Raw genomic sequence first — 26,285 nt, forward strand, 5'->3', positions numbered from 1 at the left:
ATTCACCCGGTAAATTTATCCTAAAAATATTCGGAAGGATTTTTAGGTCTAAAATATGTTCATAAATTATAACAAAAGCGTTATTTTGTATAAAAAAATAGGAGTGCGTGACCAAAGCACTCCGTGACGCTAATGACAACACCTGTAAAAGTATATGAGTAATTTTCATAAATATGTTTTTAGAAATTAAAACAAAATAGTTATTTTATGTAGAAACAATAAAAGAACCCGCTGTTTATAAACGGATTCTTTATAACAGGAACACAAGGAACACAAGGAACACAAGGAGGCTGGTCCAGAGCGACCTGTGTATTCACTTGGATGATATTACTATATGTAAAGTGGATAAAACGGTTAATGGAAATTAAACAAAATCCTTATTTGAACGTAAAAAACCCTAGAGGGGACTAGGGTCTTTTACATAATAAATCTTTCTGTTTTTAAAAGGACTTACTGAAGATAACACATGAATGTTTCATAAATGTATCAAAAAATGAACGAAATCTTTATTTCATAACAAGCGAAAAAGAGCACACATATAATATGCTCTTCGACAAGAAAGGTAGTTTTCTATGAGTGGAGAGTCTCCATACAATAACATATGCTTGTCCAGTTAAAAGGTGAAAAATTTTTAACAAAATCGTTATTTTGCTGAAAAAAAATAGAATCTCTCAAAGAGAGATTCATGGGAATATTTATATTTTTAACTACTCTAAAAATCTTTTTTTGATATCCGGATTAGGGATAAGACATTGTTTTTGTTTGCCAAACCATTTGTATCTATTTTCTGCGATTCTTTTGTAATAAAGGTTCCGAATAGGTTTTGGGATTATAAAAAGGATGAAAAATAATTTGCAACTTCCTTTTAAGTGCCTACAAATATTCAGTATGGCATCTGATTCTGTATAAGCCTTATTATTATCAATTAATACCACGCTATCTATTGTTTCACTAATGTTGTATTGATTTAATAACTGAATACCTATGTTACTTTGGCGTGATGCAAATTTAAAATATCCTTTAGGATCTCTTTTAATAATAAATTGAACACTTTGATTACATAAGTTGCAGTCTCCATCAAAAAGTATAATTCGTGTCATTTATAATCCTTTCTAAAACGTTTATTTGAATGCTTTTTATTTTAACTGAAAAGAGAATATAAATACACTCATTGTGAATTATTGAATTACGAAGAGTTTTTAATAAAAACGCTATTTGGTAAGTATATGTTAAAAAAAGAGCGCCTTGTAAAGGCACTCTTTGCAAAGTGTTTTGTCTACTGGTTTGATCTTTGAAAAGCGATGAAAGCTGTTATCCCACTTATGAAACTAGGCAGTAGGCTCAAAAAAAAGAAACTCCATCGACCAGTTACTAGAGTGACAGTTAAGAAAAAGAGTGGTATTAAAATAATAATTATTAAAGGTATTCTTTGATATGGATTCATATAAAAACGCCCCTTTATAGAAATATAGTAGTGTATTTACATTTACAATTCAGTAGCTTTGAAAGTTCATTATTTATAACAAAAATTTCATTTTGTATGTATTTGAAATACGAAAGGAGCACTTAATAAAGTGCTCCTTAATCATCATTTTAGCGTAGGACAGAAAATAATAATGCTGCTATGAATGGTGTGAAATCAAATAAGATATGTGTGATAGAACTGGCCCATAATGAATTAGCTTTAAATGCAACCCAGTTAAGTGGCAATCTAGCTAAACCAATAACAAAGAAAATTTGAACGAGGTTACCGTTATATGTAGAATAATGTGCCAAACCAAAAAAGAATGCTCCAATAATTGTAACAATAATCATTGATCGTTTCTCATTTACTCCATGTTTTTTCAAAAAGTAAATTGCTAGTATAGATGGAATTAAAACGAAACATTCTTCACCGATTAAACTAAATATAATATCTATAGCGTTATAGATGAATTGAGCAGGTGTGTTGTCTACAAAAATATTAGTCGCTCCGTTAGCAGCAACCGGAAAGTCAAAACCATATGTGATTACTACTGCAACAAGTGAGCTTTGGACTGCATTCCATATGTAACCAATTAAAATAAATTTAATTGCTCCTTTTTGGAGGGGACTAAACGCCGACTTAATTCCGTATGTACCATAGTTTAAATATAGGGCAATGACGCCAGCAAGAGCTATAAATGTAAAACTGAATGGTAGACTAGTATAAGCCAAACCTACGTAAGCAATAAGAATTAAAAAGATACCGATAATTACAGTTAAAGTGCTACTAGGTCTTCTGTCGTAAAGACTGTTCATTGAGTTTTCCTCCTGCTCTGTTAATAAAATTCGTTTAATGAAATTCCAAAAATATGAAATTTCATTTTTATTGTATGACGGAGGTAACAAATTTAAAAGAAAAATATATGTAATTACATGGAAAGTTTTTGAAATATGTAAATCTTATGAATTTATTCGCGTAAATAAAACTGAACAAAATAATCCTTTTAGAAGAAAGTGAGGTTAAGAGAAATGTCTAAATTAAAGAAAAGGAAAACTAGAAAAGCTATTGCTCGACGTGCGAAATTCTTTGAACAATATAGAGTTAAAAATGCTTGGAGAAACATTTTTGTACAAGCTGGTATTTTAAAATGAAAAGAAACTGAATATAGTCCGGCTAGAAAACTAGAGGACACCAATTTTTAGAGCAGCAATACAGCTGTTTTAGGAATAGGTGTCCTTTTTATTTTGAAAAGGGAGATAGGGAAATGAAGGTGCTAAGGGATCAATTGCGTGAGTGGAATAAGCAATCAAAACAAGCGAAAAAGAAAAACAAGAAAAAACAAAAAGAGAAATTAAGCACTCGTGAAATTGAAGATTTAATGGGGATTCGCGGACCACGTTATGAACGTAGACGTGGAGCTTTAAGACAAAAGTAATCAAAAAATAAAAAGGAGTGGTCTTACATGACTAAACAATTATCTTTCTTACCAAAAATTGATAGAACGGCAACACAAGAGGAATTAGAAGGTGTGTTGGAAAGTGTACGTATACATAGGCAATTTGGGATGATGCGTAAAGAAATGAAAGTCACTCCTTCTTATGAAATGCGTGAACACGGTCCTACACATGCAGTTGGTAAGCCATTAGAAGATGTTGCCATAGCAAATATTCAACAAAGTAAACGAGAAGAATGGCTTGAAAGGATGTCATTACGTATTGATCAATTTCTAAATCGATTAGGAAACGGACGTGCAGGAATTATCCAAAGGGATATTATTTATAAACGTTATTTAGAAGAAGAGGATGTATGTGATTACATGGTTTATAACGAAATCGGAATGTCAGAGCGTACTTATCGACGTTGGAAGTCTAAAGCATTTTATAAGCTCGCTTTTGCACTTGGATTAGAAGTTTACGAGACAGAAGAGACTGGAGGTAATGAATAATGAATTTTGTTCAGCCAATACGTGATCCAGAAGAAATACAGCAGCTAAAAGAGTATTTTAAGGAAAAGAGCTTACGTAATTACATTCTCTTCATTATGGGCATTAATACAGGTCTCAGAATATCCGATATTTTGAAATTAAAAGTAGGGGATGTTAAAGGTAGTCATATATCTATGAGGGAAAAGAAAACAGGGAAACAGAAACGAATACAAATTACCGCAGCACTAAAAAGAGAACTTAAATGGTTTATTGAAGAAAGAGAAGACAATGAGTATCTATTACAAAGTAGGCAGGGTAAGAATCGTCCTATTGGTCGTAGCATGGCATATAAGATATTAAGCGGAGCGGCAGCAGAGTTTGGATTAGATGAAATAGGCACACATACATTAAGAAAGACGTACGGTTATCACATGTACATGCAAACGAAAAACATAGCATTACTAATGGAGATATTCAATCACTCGTCAGAGAAGGTCACGTTACGTTATATAGGTGTAAACCAAGATGCTATGGATAAAGCAATGACTAGATTTAAAATCTAAGCATTGCTTTTTTCTTTTAAATCTATACAGTTACTCATAAATTTCGTACTGTGTAACTCAAAAGGGAAAGTTAAATGAAATCAATGACAGCAAGGGATTCAGCAATAGGGTCAGTTACACACAATATAAGATATGGGTAAGTCAATTATTTATATGTTAAGATTATGCTATAAAAAAGAAAGTAGTGATTGTGATGAGTGAAAGATGTCCGGTTTGTCAAAACTCTATTGAGGAACAACGATTAGTGGGAGTGGGAGGAGGACGTGTAGAGCAATATAAATGTGAGAATTGTGGTACATTTTCCATGGCTGAAGAAGCGAGATTTGAATTAAATGTAGAGCAGAAGAGAAAACTTTCTGCAATTTTAAGAAAGAGAGCCATTAGAGGGATGGGGAAAATAATGATTTTTCTTAATCGACCAGATAAAAATCTTTCAGAATTTCCGTATCCTATTTATCTTTTAGAGGATCTATTAAGTGAATATCCAGATAGTGCTTCTGATAGGTTGGATGAGTCATTAATAAACTTAGCTAAATTGTCCAAATTTCCAGGTGACCCAGTATATATTCGTGAATCAGATAAATCTCTATTTTTTGTACAGAGTGTTCACTTGTTGGAAATGAAATATATAGCGAACCAACTATTTCAGGACGAACTGATTGAGATATCTAAGCTATCGGCAGCAGATTTCCCTGCACATATTACAGTTACAGCGAAAGGGTGGAATCGTATTGCAGAATTAGAAAAAGGAAGAGAAGCGGATACTAAGCAGGCATTTGTCGCGATGTCGTTTAGTCCAAAAATGGATAGTCCATATAAGAATGCAATCACAAAAGCTATAAAAGAGGCAGGATACCAGCCTATCAGAATTGAAGAAGCGGAACATAATAATGACATAACTGATGAAATTATAGTCAAAATAAGACAAAGTAAATTTGTAATTGCAGATTTTACCGGACACAGAGGTGGAGTTTATTTCGAAGCTGGTTATGCGATGGGACTAGGTAAGACTGTTATATGGACATGTAAAGATGACGATTTTAAAGATATTCATTTTGATACTAGACAATTTAGTCATATTAAGTGGTCAACAGAAAACGAATTATACCAAAAATTATTAAACAGAATTAAAGCAACAATTAATTAAAAACATGGCAGAGTCGTGACCGCTTTTTGGCAGTAAATGTGCCGGTTGTTTTGGAGTTAACGTGATATATTTGTATTGTGAGAAGTGGCGGAAAACACAACTCACAAAGATTCCTTTATATTTTGTCTAAACGATCTATAATGATGGCAGATAAAATCCGAAACCAGCAGATGGTACTGATTGAATGATACCGTTATTAGGAAGAGTTTTTGCTCTTCTTTCAATCGCTGACTCTGAGATAAAGGTAAGCAACTACAGGAGAGTGGTGTATTATCGGCGATTGAAAGAGGTGTAAAAATTCATTTACCGTAATTATAGTAATAACATAAGATTTTGACGAAAGGGCAACTGATGCATGGTTGCTCTTTTATTAATAGTTTTAATAGGAAGCCACATTCTACTTATGCTACAATTATATTGGTTTATAATTCCAATATTAATTGTAGAAGGGTTGTTGAGAGCATGAGTTTTAAAACTGAATTTGCAAAACGAGCAAAGGTATATCTAGGAGAAGATTTGGATGAAAAAATTATTATAGATGCACATAAAGAGCTTTTTGATTTTTTCTATGAGATTAAACAAGAAATTGGAACTGTGAAGAATCCAAAATATCAATTTATTATTATGTCTGGGGAAACGGTATCAATCACTATAGATGATACGTGCTTTGAAATCAGTGTAAATATAGAAAGTAATACTTTAGACATTAAAAGAAATTCTGGAATGATAGAACAAATTATTGTTAGAGATGGAGAACCGTATAGTACAAAGTCGGAAAGAAAATTTGACACGAATATTTTAGAAGAATATTTAAAAGAAATTTTTGGTGAAAAGTTAGGATTATAAGTTTAATAGTTATGTATTAAAGCATTCCCTATGGAGTGCTTTTTATTATGCACAAATTACATAGGTGGTGTAGAGATGAATCTAACGTTGCATGATGGAGAATTGAATAAGTTGGCAAGAGATACAACGCATGACAGTATCATTTTAAAAGTTGGTGAGCAAGAGATTGTATCCTTGAAAAGTAATGGAGATATCTACGTTAAAGGTGAGCTTGTAGAGAATAACAAAGAAGTCGTGGATGGATTGAAAGAGTTCTTGAAGGTAGCTAAGGAAAGTAAGGAGTGATTGAATGTTTTGGTTAGGTTGCTTCATTGGATATTGTGTAGGAGTGACAATTTGTTTACTGCTTATGATTCAATTCATCAAAGCGAAGGAAGTTAAGGAATTAGATTAATAAGAGCTAGAACAAATTGTTAATCTATAAATCTTTATTATGTGAAAATTACATAGGCGGTAGATAAAAAGAAATACCCAAAAGGTATTATAAGGAATAAATTACTTTTGAGTATTTTTGAATAAGATGATTATTAATCTTCTGATATCGCTTTTAGGGCAAAGAATACCATAAGACCACCAATAATTAAGAGACCGAAAAAGCTGATTGCTCGGCAAATAAACATGAATCCTGTAATTGTTAAAGCAACTCCAATAGCCACCAGAAAAATTCTAACCAATTTAGCAAGTTTATCTGTACTATCATAAGCAATCGCAAGTGGTAAAAACGAAAGTATTATCCATACCAATCCAATACTAGATGAAAGTAGGATTGAGGTGATAATATATTCAGGATTAGTAAATAGGTAGCCAATTGCTCCTTTACTAGTAGGGATATCATGAGTAAAATCCATGAGCATAACACTGAATGTTGCATTAAGAGCTAGGGCGATTAAGTATAAGATAAAATGTTCATAAAAGAAGTGAACTGAACGCATGAATAAATTGTTAATAGCATGCACGATGTCACCTCCTTTCTATCTTTTATTATTGCACTATGAGTATATAAAATCTTTATGGATTTAATTAATTTTCAAAAATAGGGTTATTTTGTAAGATATGAAAAGGCTATTTAAAATAAACAGGAGAGTGAATGTAAATGATTACTGAAATCAGAAAAACAATATCAGGTACAGAGTATTGGGATAATGAAAAGAAGAAGAGTCTATTTGTTCCGACTGGTGAAGAACCAGGATTCGAAGTAACTGTTAATCCTGAGAGTATGATTGCTGATAAAGAATTAGCAACAGGTGGATATTACACTGCAAACAATGAGGGACAAGTAATTGGTGAATCAGGTACTGAACTTATCTTGAGTAACAAGACTGTGAAAGAGTTACGTGAGTATGCTGATGAGTTAGACATTGAGATTCCAGCCGATGTTAAAAAGAAAGAAGACATCATTGAATTACTATCATGAAGTACTGTGACTTTAACGGCTGCCGTAACAAGATAAGTAAGGGAAGATATTGTGAAGAGCATAAACGCAATAAGCCACCAAGGAAAAAGAAGGACAAGAAGAATATCTATCATCATGAGAACAAACCATTTTATCGTACTGATGCATGGAAGTATGTTAGGTCAAAGGTATACGAAAGAGAGAACGGCTGCTGTCAACGATGTGGAAGGTTCGTCTTTGGTAGGCGTGCTCATGTTCATCATGTAATACCAATCAAAGAAGATCCAACTCTTAAATTAGAAGAGAATAACTTGAGATTACTTTGTCCAGTTTGTCATACAATCGAAGAAAATGAAGATAAACCAAAAAAAGTTTTTCCAAGTTATTTCGGAAGCCCCCCTATCAAAAATTAAAATTTCTCCTCTGGGGAGGATAGGTAGCATAGGGGGCACATCAATAGTTGCACCATTTTTTAAAAATGAAGGGGGGTGTGAAAATGGCTCGAATGTCAAAGAAGAAAAAGCTGGAAATGTTAGATGTCGCAAGGGATGAAGAGCGAAATAGAATCATAAAATTATTGACTGAAGAGGAACTTTTCACACCTTCTTTAGAACCATTAATTGATAATTATTTAGATGCTTTTATCATTTATAAATCTATGTTTGATGAATGGAAATTAGATGGTTTTGCAGCTATAAAAACGCATAAGAACAGGGCAGGAGCAACAAATGAAATGAAACATCCGCTTGCCCAACAAGTTGAAACTTGGAATGATAAAAAGAATAAAATGCTGGATGCTCTAGGAATGAAGAATAAAGGAAAAAGTGTACAAAAAACGCCTAAAAGTGCAGAGAATAATCAATCTAGTGAACCAAAAGATGAATTGGCAGCTCATCGGAATAAATGGCGGAAATCTAAATGATTATTACACCAGGCGTTAACTATGCTGATAAATACGCAAATAACGTCATACGTAATAAAAAGAAATATCCTAAATCGATCATTCTTGCTGTAGAGCGTTATAAGAAGTGGAAAAAGCGTAAAGATATGTGGTTTGATGTAGATCGAGCAAATGAAATGCTGGATTTCGTTCAGTCGTTCATCCGTCATGTTAAAGGTCCACTTGCAGGTCAATTGATGGAGTTAGAGCTTTGGGAAATGTTTGTTTTTGCGAATATGTATGGCTGGTATCATAAAAATGAAAAAGGTAAGACCGTTCGTGTTATTCGTGAATCCTATGTCCAAGTACCAAAGAAGAACGGAAAAACAATTATTGCAGCAGGTGCATTGCTCTATGCTATGTATGGAGAACTTGAACTTGGAGCAGATTGTTATTGTGCGGCATCTGACTATGAACAGGCGCAAAATGCAGCCGAACCAATCGCACAAGCAATAGAAAACTCAGAACCTTTAGCAAGTCCCACGCAAATTTATAAAGGTGTTAACGGTACTGTAAGTGGTGCTATGTATCGATATAACATCAATGGAATTGCATATCAAAATAAATTCAAAGTATTAACGAAAAATACTAAGGGTCTTGAAGGGAAGAACCCTTATTTTGTGTTGAATGATGAACTTCATGCACAAGAAAATATGGATATGTACGACAATTTGAAGTCAGCACAGATTTCTCGTGAGCAACCAATGATGCTTAATATTTCAACGGCTGGTAAAGGTGCTTCATCTGTAGGTATGCGTGTTTATAAATATGCGAAACTTGTTCTTGAAAATGATGATGATGATTCTTTGTTTGTTGCAATTTGGGAGCCAAATAAAAATTATGATTGGGAAGATCGTAAAGTTTGGGAAATGGTTAACCCGAATATTGGTGTTTCCGTTACAATGGAACAACTTGAAATTGAATTCAAAAAGGCAAAGCAATCCGCACATTCAAAAGCTGAATTTCTTTCTAAACATTTAAATGTATTCGTAAATGGTGCTGATAATTATTTTGAGCATGATCAAGTACAGCATGTTCTTGTGGAATATTTGGGTGATCTTACAGGTGAAACTTGTTATTTAGGATTGGATTTATCTAAAACAACAGATTTAACATGTGTAAGTTTAAACTTCCCTTCACATGATGAAGAAGGGAATTCAATTTTGAAAGTCAAACAGATGTATTTCCTTCCCAATGAAAATATTGATTTTAAAGAAAAAGAAGATAATGTTCCATATACTGATATGGTTGAACGTGGTTTTGCAACGTTTTGTGATGGGAAAATGATTGACCAAGATCAAGTGATGGAATATATCGTTGAATGTATGAATTTATATGATGTACAACAAATAAACTATGATCCAGCGATGTCACAAAAGTTAATAGAGAAGCTTGAAAACCTCGGTTTAGAATGTATCGCAGTAAATCAGTATCCAAACGTTATGAATGCAATGCTGGATGATTCAGAAATACTAATTTATGAAAAGCGTTTGATTACCGACAATCCTTTATTTGTTTATTGCGCACTTAATGTTGTAGTAGTTACAAATCTTAACGGAATGAAAGCACCAAGTAAGCGACAGTCCAAAAAGAAGATTGATGGATTTGTTGCTTTTTTAGTTGCTCATAAAGAAACTATGATGATTATGGACGATGTAGGAGAAGAGGGAATGGACGAATTGATTAATGAAATTTATAGATAGAAAGGCGGTGAAAATATGGGGATAAGAAGTAGGGTTTCAAGTTATTTGTACCGTCAAATTGAAAAACGTGGTTTTCTTGATGATATATTTAACAACACTGTTCGTTATGGTGGGAGCTATGCAAATGCTGATAATATTTTAGAATCATCGGATGTATATGAACTACTACAGGATATAAGTAATCAGATGATGTTAGCGGAAATCATTGTAGAAGATAAAGAGGGTCAAGAATTAAAGAATGATTTTTCTCTTAAAGTATTAAGGGATCCTAACAATTACTTAACACAATCTGAATTCATTAAATTAATGACAAATGTGTATTTACTTCAAGGTGAAGTTTTCCCAGTTCTTGACGGTGATCAATTGCATCTTGCATCAAATGTTTATACTGAACTAGATGATAAGTTAATTGAGCATTTTCGAGTTAATGGTGTGAAGATTCCTTCATTTATGGTTCGTCATGTAAAAAATATCGGTTCAGATCATCTAAAAGGGAAAGGTATTCTTGAATTAGGTAAGGATACGCTTGAAGGTGTTATGAGTGCTGAAAAGGTCTTAACTGACAAATATAAAAAAGGTGGTTTGCTAGCCTTTCTATTGAAAATGGATTCACATATTAATCCTAAAAATGGTGCACAGTCATTATTAATTAAAGCTATTTTAGATCAATTAGAATCAATTGATGAAGCAAGGTCTGTAAAGATGATTCCTCTGGGTAAAGGATATGAGATAGAAACGCTTAAAAGCCCTATAGAAGATGATAAAACCCTAGCCTATCTAAATGTATATAAAAAAGATTTAGGTAAGTTTTTAGGAATAAATGTGGATACATACACAGCTCTAATTAAAGAAGATATTGAGAAGGCAATGTTGTATTTGCATAACAAGGCAGTTAGACCAATAATGAAAAACTTTGAAGACCATTTGAGTCTTCTTTTTTTCGGAAAAAATTCGGATAAGCGTATTAAATTCAAAATTAATATTCTTGATTTTGTTACTTACAGTACAAAAACAAATATTGGTTACAACATTGTGCGTACCGGTATTACTTCGCCAGATAATGTTGCCGAAATACTTGGATTCCCTAAACAAAATACACCTGAATCACAAGCTATCTATATTTCAAATGACTTATCAAAAATAGGCGAGAAAAAAGCTACTGATGATAGCTTGAAGGGAGGTGATGGAAATGACAAAGAAAAAGGAAATTCGGACATTTAACATCACCAGTTTTCAAACAAGAGATGCGATTAATGAAGAACCAAATGTAATTAGTGGTTATGCAGCTATTTTCAATTCACCAACTAATATCAGCGATTGGTTTACAGAAATAATTGCTCCAGGTGCCTTTAGTAAAGCTATTTCAGAAAATAATGATATCAGGGCTTTGATTAATCATGATTGGAACAATGTTTTAGGAAGAACAAAAAGCGGAACTTTACGATTATCAGAAGATAATCATGGATTGAAATTTGAAGTGGATATGCCTGATACAACTTATGCTAATGATTTAGTTAAAAGTATGAAACGTGGTGACATTAATCAATGTTCATTTGGATTCCGTGCAACAGAAGAGACATGGGACTATACCGTTGAACCAGCATTGAGAACAATCCATGAAGTTGAATTATATGAAGTATCCGTTGTATCAATTCCAGCTTATGAAGATACAGAAGTATCACTTAGAAGTAAAGAAATTGATAGTGAAGTAGAACAAAGAACTAAGATGTTAAAACAAATAGATCAGTTATTGGAGGAAAAATAGATGAACCGTCAATTATTATTAGCACTACAAAAACGAAATAAAGAAAGACTAACAGAATTCCGTACGCAAGTAGAGAATCCAGAATTACGAGCAGAAGATTTACCAGCAATTCAAGAACAAATTGATGAAATTAATAATGAATTACAAGATGTTGCTGATGCGTTAGCAAATCTAGATGATGAAGGTGGAGACGAAGGAGCAGGTGAAGGAGAAGCTGGTTCTAACGGCGATGAAGGTGGAACTGGTGACGATGGTTCAAGTGGTGATGAAGGGCGTTCTGGTAACAATGGAGAGGGTGAAAACCGAACAGGTATAACACCAGAACAACGAAATGCAGCAATGGCAGCCATTAATTCAGGTCTTTCAACTCGTGGTCATAAAACTACTAAAGTAAAAGAGAATGAGATCCGTTCAGCATTCGCTAATTTTGTAGTTGGTAGAATCACAGAAACAGAAGCACGTGCTTTAGGTATTGAAGCAGGTAATGGATCAGTAACTATTCCAGAAGTTATTGCAAGTGAAATCATTACTTATGCTCAAGAAGAAAATTTACTACGTAAATATGGTTCAGTTCATCGTACAGCAGGGGATGTAAAATATCCTGTTCTTGTAAAGAAAGCTGATGCAAATGTACGTAAAAAAGAACGTGGTGCATCTGATGAAATCGCAGAAACAGGAATTGAATTTGATGAAATTTTATTAAGCCCAGCAGAATTTGATGCACTTGCTACTGTAACTAAAAAGTTATTAAAAATGACAGGTGCGCCAATTGAACAAATTGTTATCGATGAGTTGAAAAAGGCGTATGTACGTAAAGAAACAAACTATATGTTTAACGGAAATGATGCAAGTAATGAAAATCCAGATGCATTAGCTAAAAAAGCTGTGAAATATTACGAATCAGAAGTTATTGATATTAATGCAGCAGGTTATTCTCAAAAACTATACCAACAGTTAGTTAAAGTAAAAGGACAACCAGTTACAGAAGTTCTAAAAAAATCAATGTGGTTAATTAACCGTGCAGCATTAACAGTTTTAGAAGGTATGACAGATACAACAGGTCGTCCATTGTTATATCAAGCTCCAGATGGTGTTGGTTACAAATTACTAGGGCATAATGTAGATTTTACAGATGCAGCAAACGGTACTGATCCAACTAAACCAGTATTCTATTTTGGTGATTTCAAAGCATTCCATATTCAAGATGTTATTGGTGCAATGGAATTACAAAAATTAATTGAGAAGTTTAGTGGAACGAATAAAGTCGGCTTCCAAATTTATAACTTATTAGATGGACAATTAGTATATTCTCCATTTGAACCAGCTGTTTATCGCTATGAAGTAGGTCTGAAAAAAGTTTAAAAGATAGGTGTTTAATATGGAATATTCTTTAGTAAATAAACTGAAAGAACATATTCATTGGGAAGAGGGCATGGAAGAATCCATGCTCCCTTTTTATATAAAACAAGGTCAAAGATATGTTCAAAATGCAACAGGTAAGCAAGAAGAATATCTTGTTATTATGTGTGCAGGTATTTTTTATGAATATCGTATTGCTGAAAAGGAACTAGGACAGGCACTTGATGCAATGACACCTTTCTTTATTCAGGAGGTTTACAATGCCCAAGAGACAGACAAATAAGTTAAGATGGTTAGCTGATTTATTAAAACTTGGTGAAATAATTGATACAGAAACAGACCGTGTAGTGATGGGATATCCATTTGAGAGAAACATCAAATATAACAATATTGGTGTAACAGTTACGGACAAGCATTTTAGCCGTCAAGATGGAAATGAAGTCATGAAAAAGATTGAAGTCCGTTTAGATCGAGAAATTGAAGAAAACCAGAAAGATTACCGTATCAAAATCAAAGATAAGATTTATAACATCGAAAGAATTTATGTTCGTGAAGAGGAACGAATTATGGAGTTGAATTTGTCATATGCAAATTAATTTTCAGCAATTAAGAAATCTCATGAAACAGTCAGGAATTCCTGTTTATCGTGATAATGCTCCAACAAAGACAGATTACCCTTACATTGTGTATGAATTTGTGAATGAAACGCATAAACGAGCATCATCTAAAGTTCTTAAATCAATGCCTTTATATCAAATTGCAGTAATTACAAATGGCACTGAGAAAGATTATGAACCATTAACAGCAATTTTTAATGAAAATGGAGTTGAATATGCTTCATTTTTTGGCATTCCCTATGATGAGAATGATGACACTGTAACGCAATTCATAACATCGGTGAGGTGTATTAATTAATGGCTGCTAACAATAATGGGTTTGCTGATGCTTTAGAAGATATTAATACGTTGCTTAGAGTTAATAAGAAAGTAGAAATGGATGTATTAGAGGAAGCGGCTAAATATTTTGCATCAAAATTAAAAGCAAATATTAAACGCTCAAACAAGAACAAAAGAACTCATTTAAAAAATAGCTTAAAAGTCGTTATAAAAAATGATCGTGTTTCTGTGGAATTTGAAGATAAAGCTTGGTATTGGTATTTAGCTGAACATGGTCATAAAAAAGCGAATGGAAGAGGTCGTGTGAAAGGTTTACATTTCTCTCAAAACACATTTGATGCAGAGGGTGACAAAGTAGCCGATATTTTAGCAGAAAAAATAATAGATAAGATGGAAGGATGATATAAATGGCAACGACAACGACAACAAAAGCGCAGGAATTATTATATCCAGTTGGTATTGAATCATTATATATTGCAATGATGATTGGCGGAAAAGATACAAATCTCGCAATTCCAACATACGAAAAAGATATTTATATAATGGACATCATTACCGAACTTGGGATTGCAGGAAATAGTACGACAGTTCAAAAATGGGCAAGTAATAAACTACTTGTAAATGCAAGTAAAAATAGTAAATACACATTATCTTTAAGTTTTGCAGCATTACCACAGGTTGTTAAAGATGCAATTTATGGATATGTTGCGAAAAAAGGCGTGGTATTTAATAAAGCGACGGTAAAAGAATTTCCAATGTTCGCTTTAGGGTTTGTCGCTCCATTATCTGACGGTTCTCGTGTGGGTCGTTGGTATCCTCGTGTTCAAATTACACCAGCAGAGGAAAAATTTGCGACAACAACAGAAGAAGCAGAGGTTAAAGACCAATCGTTAGTAATGGAAGCAACCCCGTTATTGTTTAATGATGTAACAGAAGTAGATTTTTCAGAAGTTCGTGATACCGCAACAGGCGTTAAAATTAAAGACTTTATGAAACAAGTTATTTGTGATGAATCTCAATTAAATACATTGGGAACAAGTACAGGACAGTAGGGGGATAATGTAAATGGCACGTTTAAGTGATTTAGTTAACGTTAATATAAATAGAAATACAATTAAGATACAGGGTGTACAGATCCCTGTTATTTTCTCAATGACTTCTTTTGCTTATATCCAAGAAGCATACGGGAAAGAGTATCATATATTTGAGAAAGAACTACATGACATGTTAAAAGCAGGTTCGGTAGTTGTAGGAACTAAAGAAACAAAACTCATGTATACGCTGATCTATGGGATGATGAGAAGTGCAGGGACGGAATGTACTCCGCAAGAAGTAGAATCTTCTATTCCTCTATCTGATTTGCAGCATGTTTTCCAATCAGCATTAGATATTTTTAACAATCAAAACTTCCAAAGCTCCGATATGGAGAAGTTAAAGAAAGATGAAAAAAAGTAAAAAATGTGTTTACCAAGGAATCTCAGTCCGAATTGGACTGGGATTTTTATTTTTATGTTGGTAACACATTACTGGGTTTAAGTATGAATGATTTTTGGAAGATCACACCCAATCATTTCTTAAAGCAATACATTATGCATCTTAGATATAACCATCCTGATTCATTGGTAGAGGAACAGCCAAAACAAATTTATACATTAGATCAAACTCCGTATTACTAAGAAATGAGGTGAGAATATGACAGGGAATAAAGAAAGAAATGTTGTTCTTAATTTCAAAATGGATGGTCAAGTTCAGTATGCTCAGACATTGAAGCAAATCAACATGGTCATGAATAATGCAGCAAAAGAATATAAGAATCATATTTCCGCAATGGGCCAAGATGCTACTATGACGGATAAGCTAGCAGCTGAAAAGAAAAAACTTGAAATCCAAATGGAAGCCGCTAAAAAGCGTACAGAAATGTTACGTTCTGAATATCAAGCAATGTCCAAAGATACAAATACAACTGCAGAACAATTAAATAAAATGTACGGGAAACTTTTAGATGCTGAACGTGCTGAAACCTCACTTAGTAATGCGATGAAAAGGGTCAATGAAGGTCTTTCTGATCAGGCAATTGAAGCTAGAGAAGCACGTGGAACCTTAGGTGATTTACAAGAGAATGCAAAAAGACTTGAAGCTGAACAAAAGAGATTAACAAGTTCGTTTAAGCTTCAAAATGCTGAGTTAGGTCAAAATGCCAGTGAAGCTGATAAATTAGAATTGGCACAAAAACAATTACGTCAGCAAATGGAAATGACGGATAGAGTTGTACACAATTTAGAGCAACAATTAAGCACAGCAAAGCGTGTTTATGGTGAAAATTCTACAGAGGTACAGCAACTTGAAGCAAAATTAAATCAAGCGAAAACAACATTAAAGCAATTTGAAAATTCTCTTGAGAGTGTTGGGCGTAGTGGTAATCAAGCATCCGATGGTATGGAACAGATCGGAAAGAAATTAGATTTAAATAATTTGTTAGAAGCTACTCAAGTGTTACAAGGCGTTTCTGAAAAAATTATTGAACTTGGTAAGGCAGCTGCAAGTATAGCAATAGATTTTGATAATTCTCAAAGGAAAATTCAAGCTTCATTAGGTTTAAGTGCAAAAGGTGCTGAAAACCTTGGTAATATTGCGAAGGATGCATGGAAAAAGGGGTTCGGTGAAAGTCTTGAAGAGGTAGATAATGCGCTTATAAAAGTCTATCAAAACATGAGGGATGTTCCATATGAAGAACTACAAATGGCATCGGAGGACGTTTTAACACTTGCTAAAATATATGATGTGGATTTAAACGAAGCAACTCGTGGTGCAGGACAATTAATGAGCCAATTTAATTTAACTACACAAGAAACATTCGATTTACTTGCAGCTGGTGCACAAGCAGGATTGAATTATTCAGACGAGCTTTTTGACAACCTTTCAGAATATGTTCCGCTCTTCAAACAGGCTGGATTCACAGCGGATGAAATGTTTACAATTTTAGCAAACGGAACGCGTGACGGCGCTTATAATTTGGATTATATCAATGACACAGTTGCTGAATTCGGAAAGAAAGTACAGGACGGTTCAAAAGGAACTGCAGATGCTTTTGCTGGGCTTTCAAAAGAGACTCAAGGCGTTTGGGAAGCTTTTAACAATGGTAAAGCAACCGCCGCTGATGTGTTCAAAGCTGTAATAGGCGATTTGGGAAGCATGGACGACAAAGTAAAACAAAATCAAATTGGTGTTGGCTTGTTCGCCACTCGTTGGGAAGACATGGGAGCGAAAGCTGTACTAGGACTTACTGATGTAAACGGTGGTCTCGGTGATGTAAATGGACGTATGGATGAAATGAAAAAGCTCCAAGAAGAATCCTTCGGACAAAACTTCCAAAGTATGCTACGTGAAACACAAGCAGCTTTTGAACCATTAGGATTAAAACTGCTTGAACTTGCAACAACTGTATTACCTCCAGTAGTAGAAGGTGTTAAATCTGTAGTTGAATGGTTTACCAAATTACCAGAACCAATTCAAAATTTTGTATATATCGGTGGAGCCTTGACTGCTCTATTTGGTCTTTTAGCCCCCGTAATTGCAGCTGTTGTTATATCCTGTATAGCACTTGGTACAACAATTGGTACTGTTATCCTTGTTATTGCTGGTATATCAGCTGTTATAGCTGGTGTTATTTGGGCGATACAAAATTGGGGTGCCATAACTGATTGGCTTTCTGAAAAGTGGTCACAATTTAAAGATTGGCTTGGTGAATTGTGGTCTGGTATAGTTCAAATTTGCGAAGATGCTTGGTCTTCTACAGTTTCTTATTTTTCTGAGGCCTGGGCTTCATTTTTAGAAATGGCACATAGTTTCTTCGATCCATTTTCTCAATTTTTTAGTGAATTGTGGTCTGGTATTGTTGAAACAGCATCTTCTTGGTGGTCGAACCTTGTTACAACAGCATCCGAATTATGGGGGGCATTGTCTCAAGCTTGGCAGGAAACGTGGAATACTATTCTTATAATCTTAGATCCTATTATTTCCGCGGTTTCTACTATTCTAGAAGCAGGGTGGTTATTAATACAGGTAGGGGCGCAAATTGCCTGGGCTTTAATATCTAAATATATTATTGATCCCATGAAAGCAATGTACGACTGGATGAGTAAGCAAATTGGCGAATTGGTTAGCTGGTTAAGTGAAAAATGGGAAATGGTGAAATTAGCAACACAAATTGCCTGGGCTTTATGCAAGCAATATATTATCCAACCGATCCAGGAAGCTTATAATACAGCTAAAGAAAAGCTCAATGATTTAGCAAATTGGATATTAGGAAATTGGGAAAAAATAAAATCCTATACGCTTACAGCGTGGAATTTGGTGAAGAAATATGTGATTGATCCAGTAACTGAAACGTATAATCAAGCCAAGCAAAAATTTACGGATTTATATAACTCAGCTAAAGAAAAATTTGATTCCGTAAAAAACGCAGCACAAGAAAAGTTTGAAGCGGCGAAGAAATTTATTATTGATCCAATAAAGGAAGCCGTTGATAAGGTGAAGGGATTCATTGATAAAATCAAAGGATTCTTTGATAATTTGAAGTTGAAAATTCCTAAACCTGAAATGCCGAAAATGCCGCACTTTAGTTTGGAAACTAGTACGAAAAACGTTTTAGGGAAAGACATTACGTATCCGTCTGGTCTTAATGTTCAATGGCGTGCTAAAGGTGGTATTTTCACTAGACCAACTATCTTCGGTATGAACGGTGGGAATTTACAAGGTGCTGGTGAAGCGGGACCAGAAGGAGTACTTCCCCTTAATAAAAAGACATTAGGAGCAATTGGTGAAGGTATTGCAGCAACTATGTCAAAAGATCCAACAATTATCAATATTAATAATCCAGTTGTAAGGAATGATAGGGATATTAAACTAATGGGCGAAGAGATTGATAGTGTTCTTGCTCAAAGGGGACGTAATGCAAAAATAGGGATAGGGAGGAATTAAATTGCTGGACATGGGAATTGATAATGAATTAGTAAGTAGTTTCGGCGTATATATAGTAGGCCGTCCAGTTATTCCAACCGCCGAACAAGAAATAGAGCACATAATTGTCCCTGGTAGACACGGTTCACTTACAAAGAAAGGGGCTTATAAAGATGTCCCTCTTAAAGTCAAATTCAACTTGCTTGAAAATGAAAACATAAAACCATTAATAAGACGTGTGAAATCATTATTTATTAATGGAGAAACACTGTTTTTTACTGATGATGAAGTGTACCGGAAAATAAAACATGTAAAAATCGGGGATATCGTTAATGATATTGAAGAACATGGAGAGTTTGAAGTGGAATTTACACTTGATCCTTTTGAACATGTTACAACAGTGCCAATTGTATTAACAAAACCAGAAAATCTTTTAAATCCTGGAACAATAGAATCTGCTCCAAAACTAGTGATTTATGGAGGTGGCGATGTAACGATTACGATTAATGATGTATCGTTCCGAATAAAAGGAGTGGCTTATTCCGTCACCATCGATTCAGATTTGTTAGAAGCATATGTTGGTACAACATCAATGAATTCTAAAATGATAGGAGAATTTCCGCTTTTTAAACCTGGAACAAATACAATTTCATGGTCTGAATCAGTTACTAAAATCATAGTTGAACCAAGGTGGAGATATAAATGAGTAACATTACACTATATAAACCAGATGAGACTGATTTTACTCATAATGGGATTGGTATTCTGGATAAGAATATTTACAATGCAACTGTTGAGGAAGAACTCAACGGTTTATTTTCATTTACATTTAGTTATCCTTTATTTGCTCCTTACGGAGTTGATATTGATGGTATGAGTATCGTTAAAGTTCCCACGCCAGACGGTGATCAGTTATTTCGTGTTGTGAACCCTAAACCAAGTATGGGAGAGCTAACTGTACAATGCTATCACATCTTTTATGATCTAACAGAGAATTTAATAGAAGATATATTCATCCAGACCACAAACGGTAATGCTGCAATGAGCCGTTTATCAACAGGATGCCAATATAAACATCCTTTTACTTTTTACTCTGATATTCCAACAATAGCAAGTGCACGTATTGTAAGGAAAAATCCAGTTGAAGCAATGTTAGATACGAGTTTGGATAATTCTTTTATCAATCGGTGGGGCGGAGAATTAAAACGAGATAATTTTGATGTTAAAATGCTTAAAAGTCGCGGTATGGATCGTGGTGTTGTTATTCAGCATAAAAAGGATTTACTAGGCTATGAAGGTAATGTGGATTGGAAAAGCCCGATTACTAGAATCATGCCACAGGGATTCGATGGACTGTTTTTACCAGAAAGGTATGTGGATAGCCCACTTATAAATAAGTATCCTCATCCTAAAATTAGAGTGGTTGAGTTTCAACATATTAAAGCAGCTATTGGTGAAAATGCTGACGATGAAGATGCAGTTCCGTTAGAAGAGGCGTATAGATTACTACGACAAGCCGCTAAAGATATGTTCACAATTCAAAAAGTAGATCAACCAAAAGGAACATATAAAGTTGAGTTTCAAGAACTATCTCAAACAGAAGAGTATAAAGATTATGCTATTTTACAGCGTGTATATATGGGGGACATTGTTACAGTTCAACATAAAGAAGACGGTATTGATATCCAATCAAAGGTTATTGCTTATAAATATGATCCAATAAAGAAAGAATATATAAATTTAACCACTGGTAACTTTAAAGAAAACTTTACTGATATGGCTGGTAAAGTAGATCAAATGCATGATGAATTAAAGGATATGCCTGGTTCTATATTAGATGCAGCAAAGGAAAATGCGACAAACCTTATTAACTCTGGATTTGGCGGACATGTTAGGATTTATCCTGATCGTATTTTAATTATGGATACCAAGTCAGAAATGACCGCTTCAAAAGTTTGGCAGTGGAATATCAACGGATTGGGGTATTCTTCCACAGGAGTTAAAGGCCCCTATGAAACTGCCATTACATATGATGGGCGGATTGTTGCTGATTTTATAACAGCTGGTACGCTTTTTGGTGATTTAATTAAGGGTGGAGAAATTAGTGGTACTACTTTAAGATCGGATGATTCTAAAAACTATGTAAGTATATCCAAACAATTCATGCGAATTATGGAAAATAATATTACTCGTATGTTTTTAGGGTATTACAAAAATTCAAGGAATGAATTACAACCCACTTTACTTTTAGGTGGAGACAATGACGATACAGCTTCACAAGGAGCACTTGCACTTTATCAGTATTCAAATATTTACCCTAAAGGGGCAGGGATAGGAATTACACGAGGTTATGTAGGTGGCAGTAGTACTGATTTGTATTTTCCCTCCGTTATTAAATTTGGTCAAAATGGAGATTTAGTCTTAAAAGCAGAAGAATATTTGCAACTTGAATCTCAATTGTCATATATGAACCTACAAGCTGGTACGAACTTTGCAGCAAAAGCAAAAAATGATTTTATCGCTGAAGCCACAAATGGAAATATGCATTTCACTACTGGACAAAGATTTTACTATCACAAAAACGGAAAAAGACTTCTGTCTATTGATACTTCTTCTGGCGGAGACACGGATCTTATCATGCAATATTGTATGCTACGTAATTCAAATTATGAGAATGGGTATCTTCAAGTTAAATCTGGTACAGGTTCATTCTATGGTGGAATAATAGCGGCGGATTTTAAAGTATCTTCACAAGCTAAATATAAAACGAACATACGTGATATTAAATTTGATGTGTTAGAAAAAGTAATGGATTGGGATATAAAACAATATAACCTCAAATTAGATATGCCGAAACTATATGAAATGCGGATGGATCGTAAAGAAGGAGAACCCACTTTAACGACAAATGACATCCCTGCCCATTATGGTATAGTCATTCCGAACGAATCTGAAGAAACAGGTGTAGGTCTATATGGGATGCTTTCACAAGTGACTAAGGCTTTCCAGGAATACGTAACAAAAACAGATGCTAGACTCGAAGAATTAGAGCCTTTAAAACTCAAGGGCAATGTAAAGCGTAGAGGTAGAACAAAGCGCACTAGAAGACCAAATAGGTACGTTAAAAGTAAGCTGTAGAAGGGAGATGAATTAATGAGAAATGAAATAATCGATATAGATTTGGCTGATCCAGTGTTTACAAAAACAATTCGATCTCGCCAGAACGATAAGAATGGTTTGAAACTTACTGTAAATTTAAAAGAAAACGGTAAAATTGTTGTCTTAACAGGATACACAATTAAATACGAGGCTACACGATATACTGGTGAACTAATTAGAAAAGATGCTAAAGTAATCGATGCAAACAATGGGGTATTTGAATATGTATTATCGGATGAATCTGTTTCCATTTCGGGCGATTGGACAGCATATTTTGTTTTAGAGAAAAACAATACAGAACGAATGAGTACGCCAGATATTCGGATTTCCTTAAAAAGAGATGCAAGAGAAGGGAACATTCAGATAGAAAACTATATTTCTGATTTTGATAAAGCACTTGAGAGTGTGGTTGGATATCTGAAAATAATCGATGATACAAATAAAAAAATTACTGATTTAGTAGCATCTATTAATGCAAATCAGCTTGTTCGTAAAATAGGAGATAGCATGTCTGGTCCTCTTAGTATTGAACATACTGGAAATGATGCTCCTTTACTTGTCGCAAATGCATTAGGGAGCATGAGGTTCTTAATGACTAATGATGTGAACTATATCCAGAGCGGAACGTTAGATAACAAGTCTAGAAATTTACTTTTAACTGGTTTCAATGGTTCTACTATGGATGAAGTACAAGTTAAAACGAAAAAGTTTATAGTAGAAGGTACAGTTAAACAAAGCGTAGATACCGACTGGGCAACTTTAAATACAACAGGTGTTACAAATGTAGCCGATAGAATCCCGAAATATAAAAGAAATGGTGAAATCGTTAATGTAATTGGATCCATACGAAATCCTAAAAATGTTACACCATTTGCAACTCTTCCTGTTGGGTTTCGTCCACCACAAGATGTTGCCTTTTCGGGTATTGCTATTGGAGATGTAACAGCTCCATGCGAAATAACTGTGCAAGCAAGTGGGAATATATTTGCTAATAATCTCCCTAGCGGCACTAGTGTTACCGTGCATATGGTTACTAATTTTATGATTTAAGAAACAAGACAAGCGTGCATAAGCAGGCTTTTTATTTTGATTAAAAGGAGAGCAAATAATGAAGCCACAATCATATGAAATGTAGATACACTAAAATCTATTAGTCATTCTAATATAGAATTTTCCCAAAACAATTTAAACATTTCAGAACTTATCTTTAATATTACTGAAGATGAAAAAGCATTACCTTTAAATGATACAGATAAAATCATTGTCTATTTTAAAAAACCAGATAAAACCGTCGTGTTTCAAGATAAAGAAATTGAGATTTTAGATAAAGCAAAAGGAAAAATCAAAGTTTTATTAACGACACAAACCCTTGTAAGAGCTGGAGAAGTTAATGATGAAATTTCTATTGAACGAGTAGAGGAGGGAACGAAAAAACGTGCAAGCACTTATGGTTTCAGTTTTAAAGTACGTTCTTCAATTGTATCAAATGATTCGATTGAATCTACAAATGAGTTTCAAATGTTTGATGAGTTATTAGAATTAGGGAAACAAGACATTCCGTCTATTATTGCTTCAAAAGAAGTAGCAGAATCAGCTTTAGCAAAATCAACTGAAAATACGAATCAAATTGGGATTTTGTCTAATAATGTGAGTGGTGTCGCTTCACAATTAGCTGATAAAACGGATAAAACTTATGTTGATACAAAGGTGTCATCATTGGCAAGGGGTTCTCCAAAAGGAACTTACGCTACTTAATGACATTGTGGATACAGAAGGGGTTACTTTTAATATTGCTAACAATTACGGTTATGCTGTACTGAAAATTTCTTGATAAATTCACATCATGTATATCTTTTTTATTTCACAATAAATACACCGCTAGTACACAGCATTAAGATATTCTACGGTAAATCACTTATGAAAATAATAGGAGAATTAATATGAAGAAAGAAGGTAATTTCTTTGTAGGTTTGCTCTGGGGAAGTGCATTTTCTATTATCCTCTGGATATCGTTTTTTGGCTGGATTAAGATCTTATTAAGATGTATCCATCATCATAAAGATTGGTTGATTAATTTTTGGTGGTAATAAAATTAAGAATGTAAAACTATATAAAATACGGCTTTTAGAGAGAAGTGTGCGATAACATGCTTTTTTATTTTTAGAAAAAGGCGAAAAAGTTTATGTTCGGGGTTTTATGATGACACGATAGGAACATGTACTGAGTATAAAGAAAAGGCGACTGTAAGTGTAATGTATATGGGCTCTAAATATTAACGAGCGGATTTGATGCAGGGTAAGTTATCTTTGTAAAAGAACAAAGGATTAAGATTAATAAAAAGTGATTTAAAAAACGTTACTCTTGATGTCGATTAAATCACTAAGTTAAATTAATCCTGTGAATCTGCGTTGTCATGATTCGCTGAATTCGAATCGTGATTATTACCTTCCGAATGATCCTGATCACTTTTCATAGACGCTGTAATAACTGAGGTTGTCATTACGGCATTCATCCAGCTAGCTTCAGCATCATTAGTATTTGTTCCTGAATCGTTATGATTACCATTTTCTTGTATTGAGGAATGATTTTTTAATTCTTTTTCAATAGATTTGTTAGCTTGTTTCTTCCTACCAAAAATCTTCATGAATACTAGTAATATAAAGCATACAATGAAGATTATTAGAAGAAAAATTATCCCTTCCATATGCACACCCGCTTTCTACTTTAAACGATAACAAATAACACGGTACAATAACACATTATAAGGGGGATTTTAAAAAAAAAAATTATTCTGAATAAAATACGACTTTTAAAACAAATCAAAGCGTGCTTATAGCAGGCTTTTTAATTTTTAGAAAAGGAGCTGAACCAATGCAAGAAATTCAAGATTTAAAGCAAGAGATCCAACAAATTAAGTCAGATCAAAAGGATATGCAGCGTGATATCCGCAATTTAGAGACGCGTACCACTGTCAACGAAAAGGATATAGTAAGTATAAATAAACTTCTCGATAAAATTAGCGCCAATACTACATGGATTCTTCGTATCATTATTGGAGCAATTGTAGCTGGATTATTAGGATTACTAATGAAAGGTGGCATGTAGTATGTCAAAAGAGAATATCACAAAACGATTCCGCAACTGGAAAACATGGGTTGCGGTTTTTTCTTTACTTGGATTTTTATTTACGAAATTTGGTGTGCCAGAGGCTAAAAGCTTTTTAGATGAATTAGCGCCTTATTTACTGTCAGTTGGTATTGCATTAGGGATTTGGTCTGATCATGATGTTAATAGTGAAGGAGACGATAAATAATGGGCTATATTGTAGATATTTCAAAATGGAATGGTAATATTAATTGGCCTATAGCAAAACAACATTTAGACTTTATAATTGCTCGTGTGCAGGATGGTTCAAATTATGTAGATCCATTGTATAAAGGCTATGTACAAGCTATGAAGCAGCATGACGTTCCGTTTGGTAACTATGCATTCTGTCGTTTTGTTTCTATAGAAGATGCAAAAGTAGAAGCTCGTGATTTCTGGAATCGCGGTGATAAGAATGCGACAGTCTGGGTGGCGGATGTTGAAGTTAAAACAATGAATGATATGCGAGCTGGTACACAAGCATTTATCAATGAATTACGCCGATTAGGTGCTAAAAAAGTTGGTTTATATGTTGGCCATCATATGTATGCTCCATTCGGAATGGCAAATGTTAATTGTGATTTCGTATGGATTCCACGCTATGGAGGGAATAAACCAGCATACCCTTGTGATATTTGGCAGTACTCTGAAACTGGTAATGTACCTGGTATCGGCAAGTGTGATTTGAATTCTCTAATTGGTAGCAAATCGTTAGCTTGGTTTACAGAAGAGAAACAGCCAGAACAAGCTATTGCTAATGTTGGCTATCAATATGTTAAATCTGGTGGTTTTGGCATTTCATTGGTCCAGGAAGTCGTAAACGCTATGAATGAGCGTGGAACAAAAGGGAAAGTTGTCTCTGATCCATTAACTGGTTTAGCATATTTACAAACTGAAGTTTTACCAAATGGTGAACTTGATAAAATTACAGCTTGGATGGACGAAAGAAGCTGGTGGTACGAGTATTTGAAATAATACAAAAGAATAGTTATATGAATAAAAATTATTATCTGATTCTATAG

Annotated in this window: 33 protein-coding genes; 29 read left to right on the forward strand and 4 right to left on the reverse strand. The window is 34.1% G+C overall.

Annotated features, from left to right (window positions below):
• Positions 1-707: 707 nt before the first annotated feature.
• Positions 708-1,100, reverse strand: coding sequence for a thiol-disulfide oxidoreductase DCC family protein (locus Q3V31_RS08250; RefSeq protein WP_329764317.1), 393 nt, complete (start codon positions 1,098-1,100; stop codon positions 708-710).
• A gap of 493 nt (positions 1,101-1,593) precedes the next feature.
• The gene (locus tag Q3V31_RS08255) at positions 1,594-2,280 is read right to left on the reverse strand and encodes a CPBP family glutamic-type intramembrane protease (protein WP_329764319.1); all 687 of its coding nucleotides are present in this window, start codon (positions 2,278-2,280) and stop codon (positions 1,594-1,596) included.
• A 213-nt stretch (positions 2,281-2,493) separates the two neighbouring features.
• On the opposite strand from Q3V31_RS08255, the gene Q3V31_RS08260 reads away from it, so the two are divergent.
• The 7 genes from Q3V31_RS08260 (at position 2,494) to Q3V31_RS08290 (ending at position 6,230) form a co-directional block, all read left to right on the forward strand.
• Entirely contained in the window at positions 2,494-2,616 is a 123-nt protein-coding gene (locus Q3V31_RS08260) for a DUF3983 domain-containing protein (RefSeq protein WP_329764321.1), read from the forward strand.
• 113 nt (positions 2,617-2,729) lie between these two features.
• Positions 2,730-2,900, forward strand: coding sequence for a hypothetical protein (locus tag Q3V31_RS08265; protein ID WP_329764323.1), 171 nt, complete (start codon positions 2,730-2,732; stop codon positions 2,898-2,900).
• A gap of 27 nt (positions 2,901-2,927) precedes the next feature.
• Entirely contained in the window at positions 2,928-3,410 is a 483-nt protein-coding gene (locus Q3V31_RS08270; RefSeq protein ID WP_085308781.1) for an ArpU family phage packaging/lysis transcriptional regulator, read from the forward strand.
• On the forward strand, positions 3,410-3,952 hold the full coding sequence (locus Q3V31_RS08275; protein WP_001012113.1) for a site-specific integrase: 543 nt from the start codon (positions 3,410-3,412) through the stop codon (positions 3,950-3,952). Before Q3V31_RS08270 ends, Q3V31_RS08275 begins: the two co-directional genes overlap by 1 nt.
• Before the next feature lie 193 nt (positions 3,953-4,145).
• Positions 4,146-5,099, forward strand: a complete 954-nt coding sequence (locus tag Q3V31_RS08280) for a nucleoside 2-deoxyribosyltransferase (protein ID WP_002192669.1) — start codon at positions 4,146-4,148, stop codon at positions 5,097-5,099.
• Between the two features lie 462 nt (positions 5,100-5,561).
• Positions 5,562-5,945, forward strand: a complete 384-nt coding sequence (locus Q3V31_RS08285; protein ID WP_002192670.1) for a DUF3942 family protein — start codon at positions 5,562-5,564, stop codon at positions 5,943-5,945.
• 75 nt (positions 5,946-6,020) lie between these two features.
• Positions 6,021-6,230, forward strand: coding sequence for a hypothetical protein (locus Q3V31_RS08290; RefSeq protein ID WP_002192671.1), 210 nt, complete (start codon positions 6,021-6,023; stop codon positions 6,228-6,230).
• A 242-nt stretch (positions 6,231-6,472) separates the two neighbouring features.
• On the opposite strand, the gene Q3V31_RS08295 is transcribed toward Q3V31_RS08290, so the two are convergent.
• Entirely contained in the window at positions 6,473-6,901 is a 429-nt protein-coding gene (locus tag Q3V31_RS08295; RefSeq protein ID WP_002192673.1) for a hypothetical protein, read from the reverse strand.
• A gap of 137 nt (positions 6,902-7,038) precedes the next feature.
• Between Q3V31_RS08295 and Q3V31_RS08300 the strand changes: the two genes are divergently transcribed.
• The 19 genes from Q3V31_RS08300 to Q3V31_RS08390 all read left to right on the forward strand — a co-directional run bounded on the left by Q3V31_RS08300 (position 7,039) and on the right by Q3V31_RS08390 (position 24,206).
• On the forward strand, positions 7,039-7,359 hold the full coding sequence (locus Q3V31_RS08300) for a hypothetical protein (protein WP_002192674.1): 321 nt from the start codon (positions 7,039-7,041) through the stop codon (positions 7,357-7,359).
• Complete coding sequence (locus Q3V31_RS08305) at positions 7,356-7,751, forward strand: HNH endonuclease (protein ID WP_002192675.1); 396 nt, start codon at positions 7,356-7,358, stop codon at positions 7,749-7,751. The genes Q3V31_RS08300 and Q3V31_RS08305 overlap by 4 nt, the downstream gene beginning before the upstream one ends.
• Before the next feature lie 83 nt (positions 7,752-7,834).
• Positions 7,835-8,260 (forward strand): P27 family phage terminase small subunit, encoded by a 426-nt coding sequence (locus Q3V31_RS08310; protein WP_329764337.1) that lies wholly within the window; start codon positions 7,835-7,837, stop codon positions 8,258-8,260.
• Positions 8,257-9,981, forward strand: a complete 1,725-nt coding sequence (locus Q3V31_RS08315; RefSeq protein ID WP_329764339.1) for a terminase large subunit — start codon at positions 8,257-8,259, stop codon at positions 9,979-9,981. The genes Q3V31_RS08310 and Q3V31_RS08315 overlap by 4 nt, the downstream gene beginning before the upstream one ends.
• 15 nt (positions 9,982-9,996) lie before the next feature.
• The gene (locus tag Q3V31_RS08320; RefSeq protein WP_329764341.1) at positions 9,997-11,202 is read left to right on the forward strand and encodes a phage portal protein; all 1,206 of its coding nucleotides are present in this window, start codon (positions 9,997-9,999) and stop codon (positions 11,200-11,202) included.
• Positions 11,171-11,746, forward strand: a complete 576-nt coding sequence (locus Q3V31_RS08325; protein ID WP_329764342.1) for an HK97 family phage prohead protease — start codon at positions 11,171-11,173, stop codon at positions 11,744-11,746. Before Q3V31_RS08320 ends, Q3V31_RS08325 begins: the two co-directional genes overlap by 32 nt.
• Positions 11,747-13,108, forward strand: coding sequence for a phage major capsid protein (locus Q3V31_RS08330; RefSeq protein WP_329764343.1), 1,362 nt, complete (start codon positions 11,747-11,749; stop codon positions 13,106-13,108). It abuts the gene before it with no gap.
• A 16-nt stretch (positions 13,109-13,124) separates the two neighbouring features.
• Positions 13,125-13,388 carry a head-tail connector protein gene (locus Q3V31_RS08335; protein WP_098452959.1) on the forward strand — a complete coding sequence of 88 codons (264 nt, stop codon included), beginning with the start codon at positions 13,125-13,127 and terminating at the stop codon, positions 13,386-13,388.
• A complete protein-coding gene (locus tag Q3V31_RS08340) occupies positions 13,366-13,701 on the forward strand; it encodes a hypothetical protein (protein WP_098452958.1) in 336 nt (111 codons plus the stop codon). Before Q3V31_RS08335 ends, Q3V31_RS08340 begins: the two co-directional genes overlap by 23 nt.
• The gene (locus tag Q3V31_RS08345; RefSeq protein WP_286126118.1) at positions 13,691-14,020 is read left to right on the forward strand and encodes a hypothetical protein; all 330 of its coding nucleotides are present in this window, start codon (positions 13,691-13,693) and stop codon (positions 14,018-14,020) included. Before Q3V31_RS08340 ends, Q3V31_RS08345 begins: the two co-directional genes overlap by 11 nt.
• A complete protein-coding gene (locus Q3V31_RS08350; protein ID WP_329764347.1) occupies positions 14,020-14,403 on the forward strand; it encodes an HK97-gp10 family putative phage morphogenesis protein in 384 nt (127 codons plus the stop codon). Before Q3V31_RS08345 ends, Q3V31_RS08350 begins: the two co-directional genes overlap by 1 nt.
• 5 nt (positions 14,404-14,408) lie before the next feature.
• Positions 14,409-15,053 carry a major tail protein gene (locus Q3V31_RS08355; protein ID WP_329764348.1) on the forward strand — a complete coding sequence of 215 codons (645 nt, stop codon included), beginning with the start codon at positions 14,409-14,411 and terminating at the stop codon, positions 15,051-15,053.
• A 13-nt stretch (positions 15,054-15,066) separates the two neighbouring features.
• Positions 15,067-15,456 (forward strand): hypothetical protein, encoded by a 390-nt coding sequence (locus Q3V31_RS08360; protein ID WP_329764349.1) that lies wholly within the window; start codon positions 15,067-15,069, stop codon positions 15,454-15,456.
• A gap of 237 nt (positions 15,457-15,693) precedes the next feature.
• Positions 15,694-18,981 (forward strand): phage tail tape measure protein, encoded by a 3,288-nt coding sequence (locus tag Q3V31_RS08365; RefSeq protein WP_329764351.1) that lies wholly within the window; start codon positions 15,694-15,696, stop codon positions 18,979-18,981.
• Position 18,982: 1 nt separating this feature from the next.
• Positions 18,983-19,666, forward strand: a complete 684-nt coding sequence (locus tag Q3V31_RS08370) for a distal tail protein Dit (protein WP_329764353.1) — start codon at positions 18,983-18,985, stop codon at positions 19,664-19,666.
• Positions 19,663-22,098, forward strand: a complete 2,436-nt coding sequence (locus Q3V31_RS08375; protein ID WP_329764354.1) for a phage tail spike protein — start codon at positions 19,663-19,665, stop codon at positions 22,096-22,098. The genes Q3V31_RS08370 and Q3V31_RS08375 overlap by 4 nt, the downstream gene beginning before the upstream one ends.
• Positions 22,099-22,113: 15 nt before the next feature.
• A complete protein-coding gene (locus Q3V31_RS08380; RefSeq protein WP_329764356.1) occupies positions 22,114-23,169 on the forward strand; it encodes a BppU family phage baseplate upper protein in 1,056 nt (351 codons plus the stop codon).
• A 99-nt stretch (positions 23,170-23,268) separates the two neighbouring features.
• Complete coding sequence (locus tag Q3V31_RS08385; protein WP_329765188.1) at positions 23,269-23,874, forward strand: BppU family phage baseplate upper protein; 606 nt, start codon at positions 23,269-23,271, stop codon at positions 23,872-23,874.
• 185 nt (positions 23,875-24,059) lie between these two features.
• Positions 24,060-24,206 (forward strand): hypothetical protein, encoded by a 147-nt coding sequence (locus tag Q3V31_RS08390; RefSeq protein WP_329764358.1) that lies wholly within the window; start codon positions 24,060-24,062, stop codon positions 24,204-24,206.
• 302 nt (positions 24,207-24,508) lie between these two features.
• On the opposite strand, the gene Q3V31_RS08395 is transcribed toward Q3V31_RS08390, so the two are convergent.
• Positions 24,509-24,823: a hypothetical protein gene (locus tag Q3V31_RS08395; RefSeq protein WP_098388223.1), complete on the reverse strand. Its 315-nt coding sequence runs from the start codon at positions 24,821-24,823 to the stop codon at positions 24,509-24,511.
• A 167-nt stretch (positions 24,824-24,990) separates the two neighbouring features.
• On the opposite strand from Q3V31_RS08395, the gene Q3V31_RS08400 reads away from it, so the two are divergent.
• From Q3V31_RS08400 to Q3V31_RS08410, 3 genes are read left to right on the forward strand one after another with little or no spacing between them, the layout of a single operon-like run.
• Positions 24,991-25,224: a hemolysin XhlA family protein gene (locus tag Q3V31_RS08400; protein WP_001156202.1), complete on the forward strand. Its 234-nt coding sequence runs from the start codon at positions 24,991-24,993 to the stop codon at positions 25,222-25,224.
• 1 nt (position 25,225) lies between these two features.
• Positions 25,226-25,432, forward strand: a complete 207-nt coding sequence (locus Q3V31_RS08405; RefSeq protein ID WP_000032303.1) for a hypothetical protein — start codon at positions 25,226-25,228, stop codon at positions 25,430-25,432.
• Positions 25,432-26,238, forward strand: coding sequence for a GH25 family lysozyme (locus tag Q3V31_RS08410; RefSeq protein WP_329764361.1), 807 nt, complete (start codon positions 25,432-25,434; stop codon positions 26,236-26,238). The genes Q3V31_RS08405 and Q3V31_RS08410 overlap by 1 nt, the downstream gene beginning before the upstream one ends.
• Positions 26,239-26,285: the final 47 nt, after the last annotated feature.

Origin of the sequence: Bacillus nitratireducens (genome assembly GCF_036320425.1) — a bacterium.
GTDB classification, from domain to species: Bacteria; Bacillota; Bacilli; order Bacillales; family Bacillaceae_G; genus Bacillus_A; species Bacillus_A nitratireducens.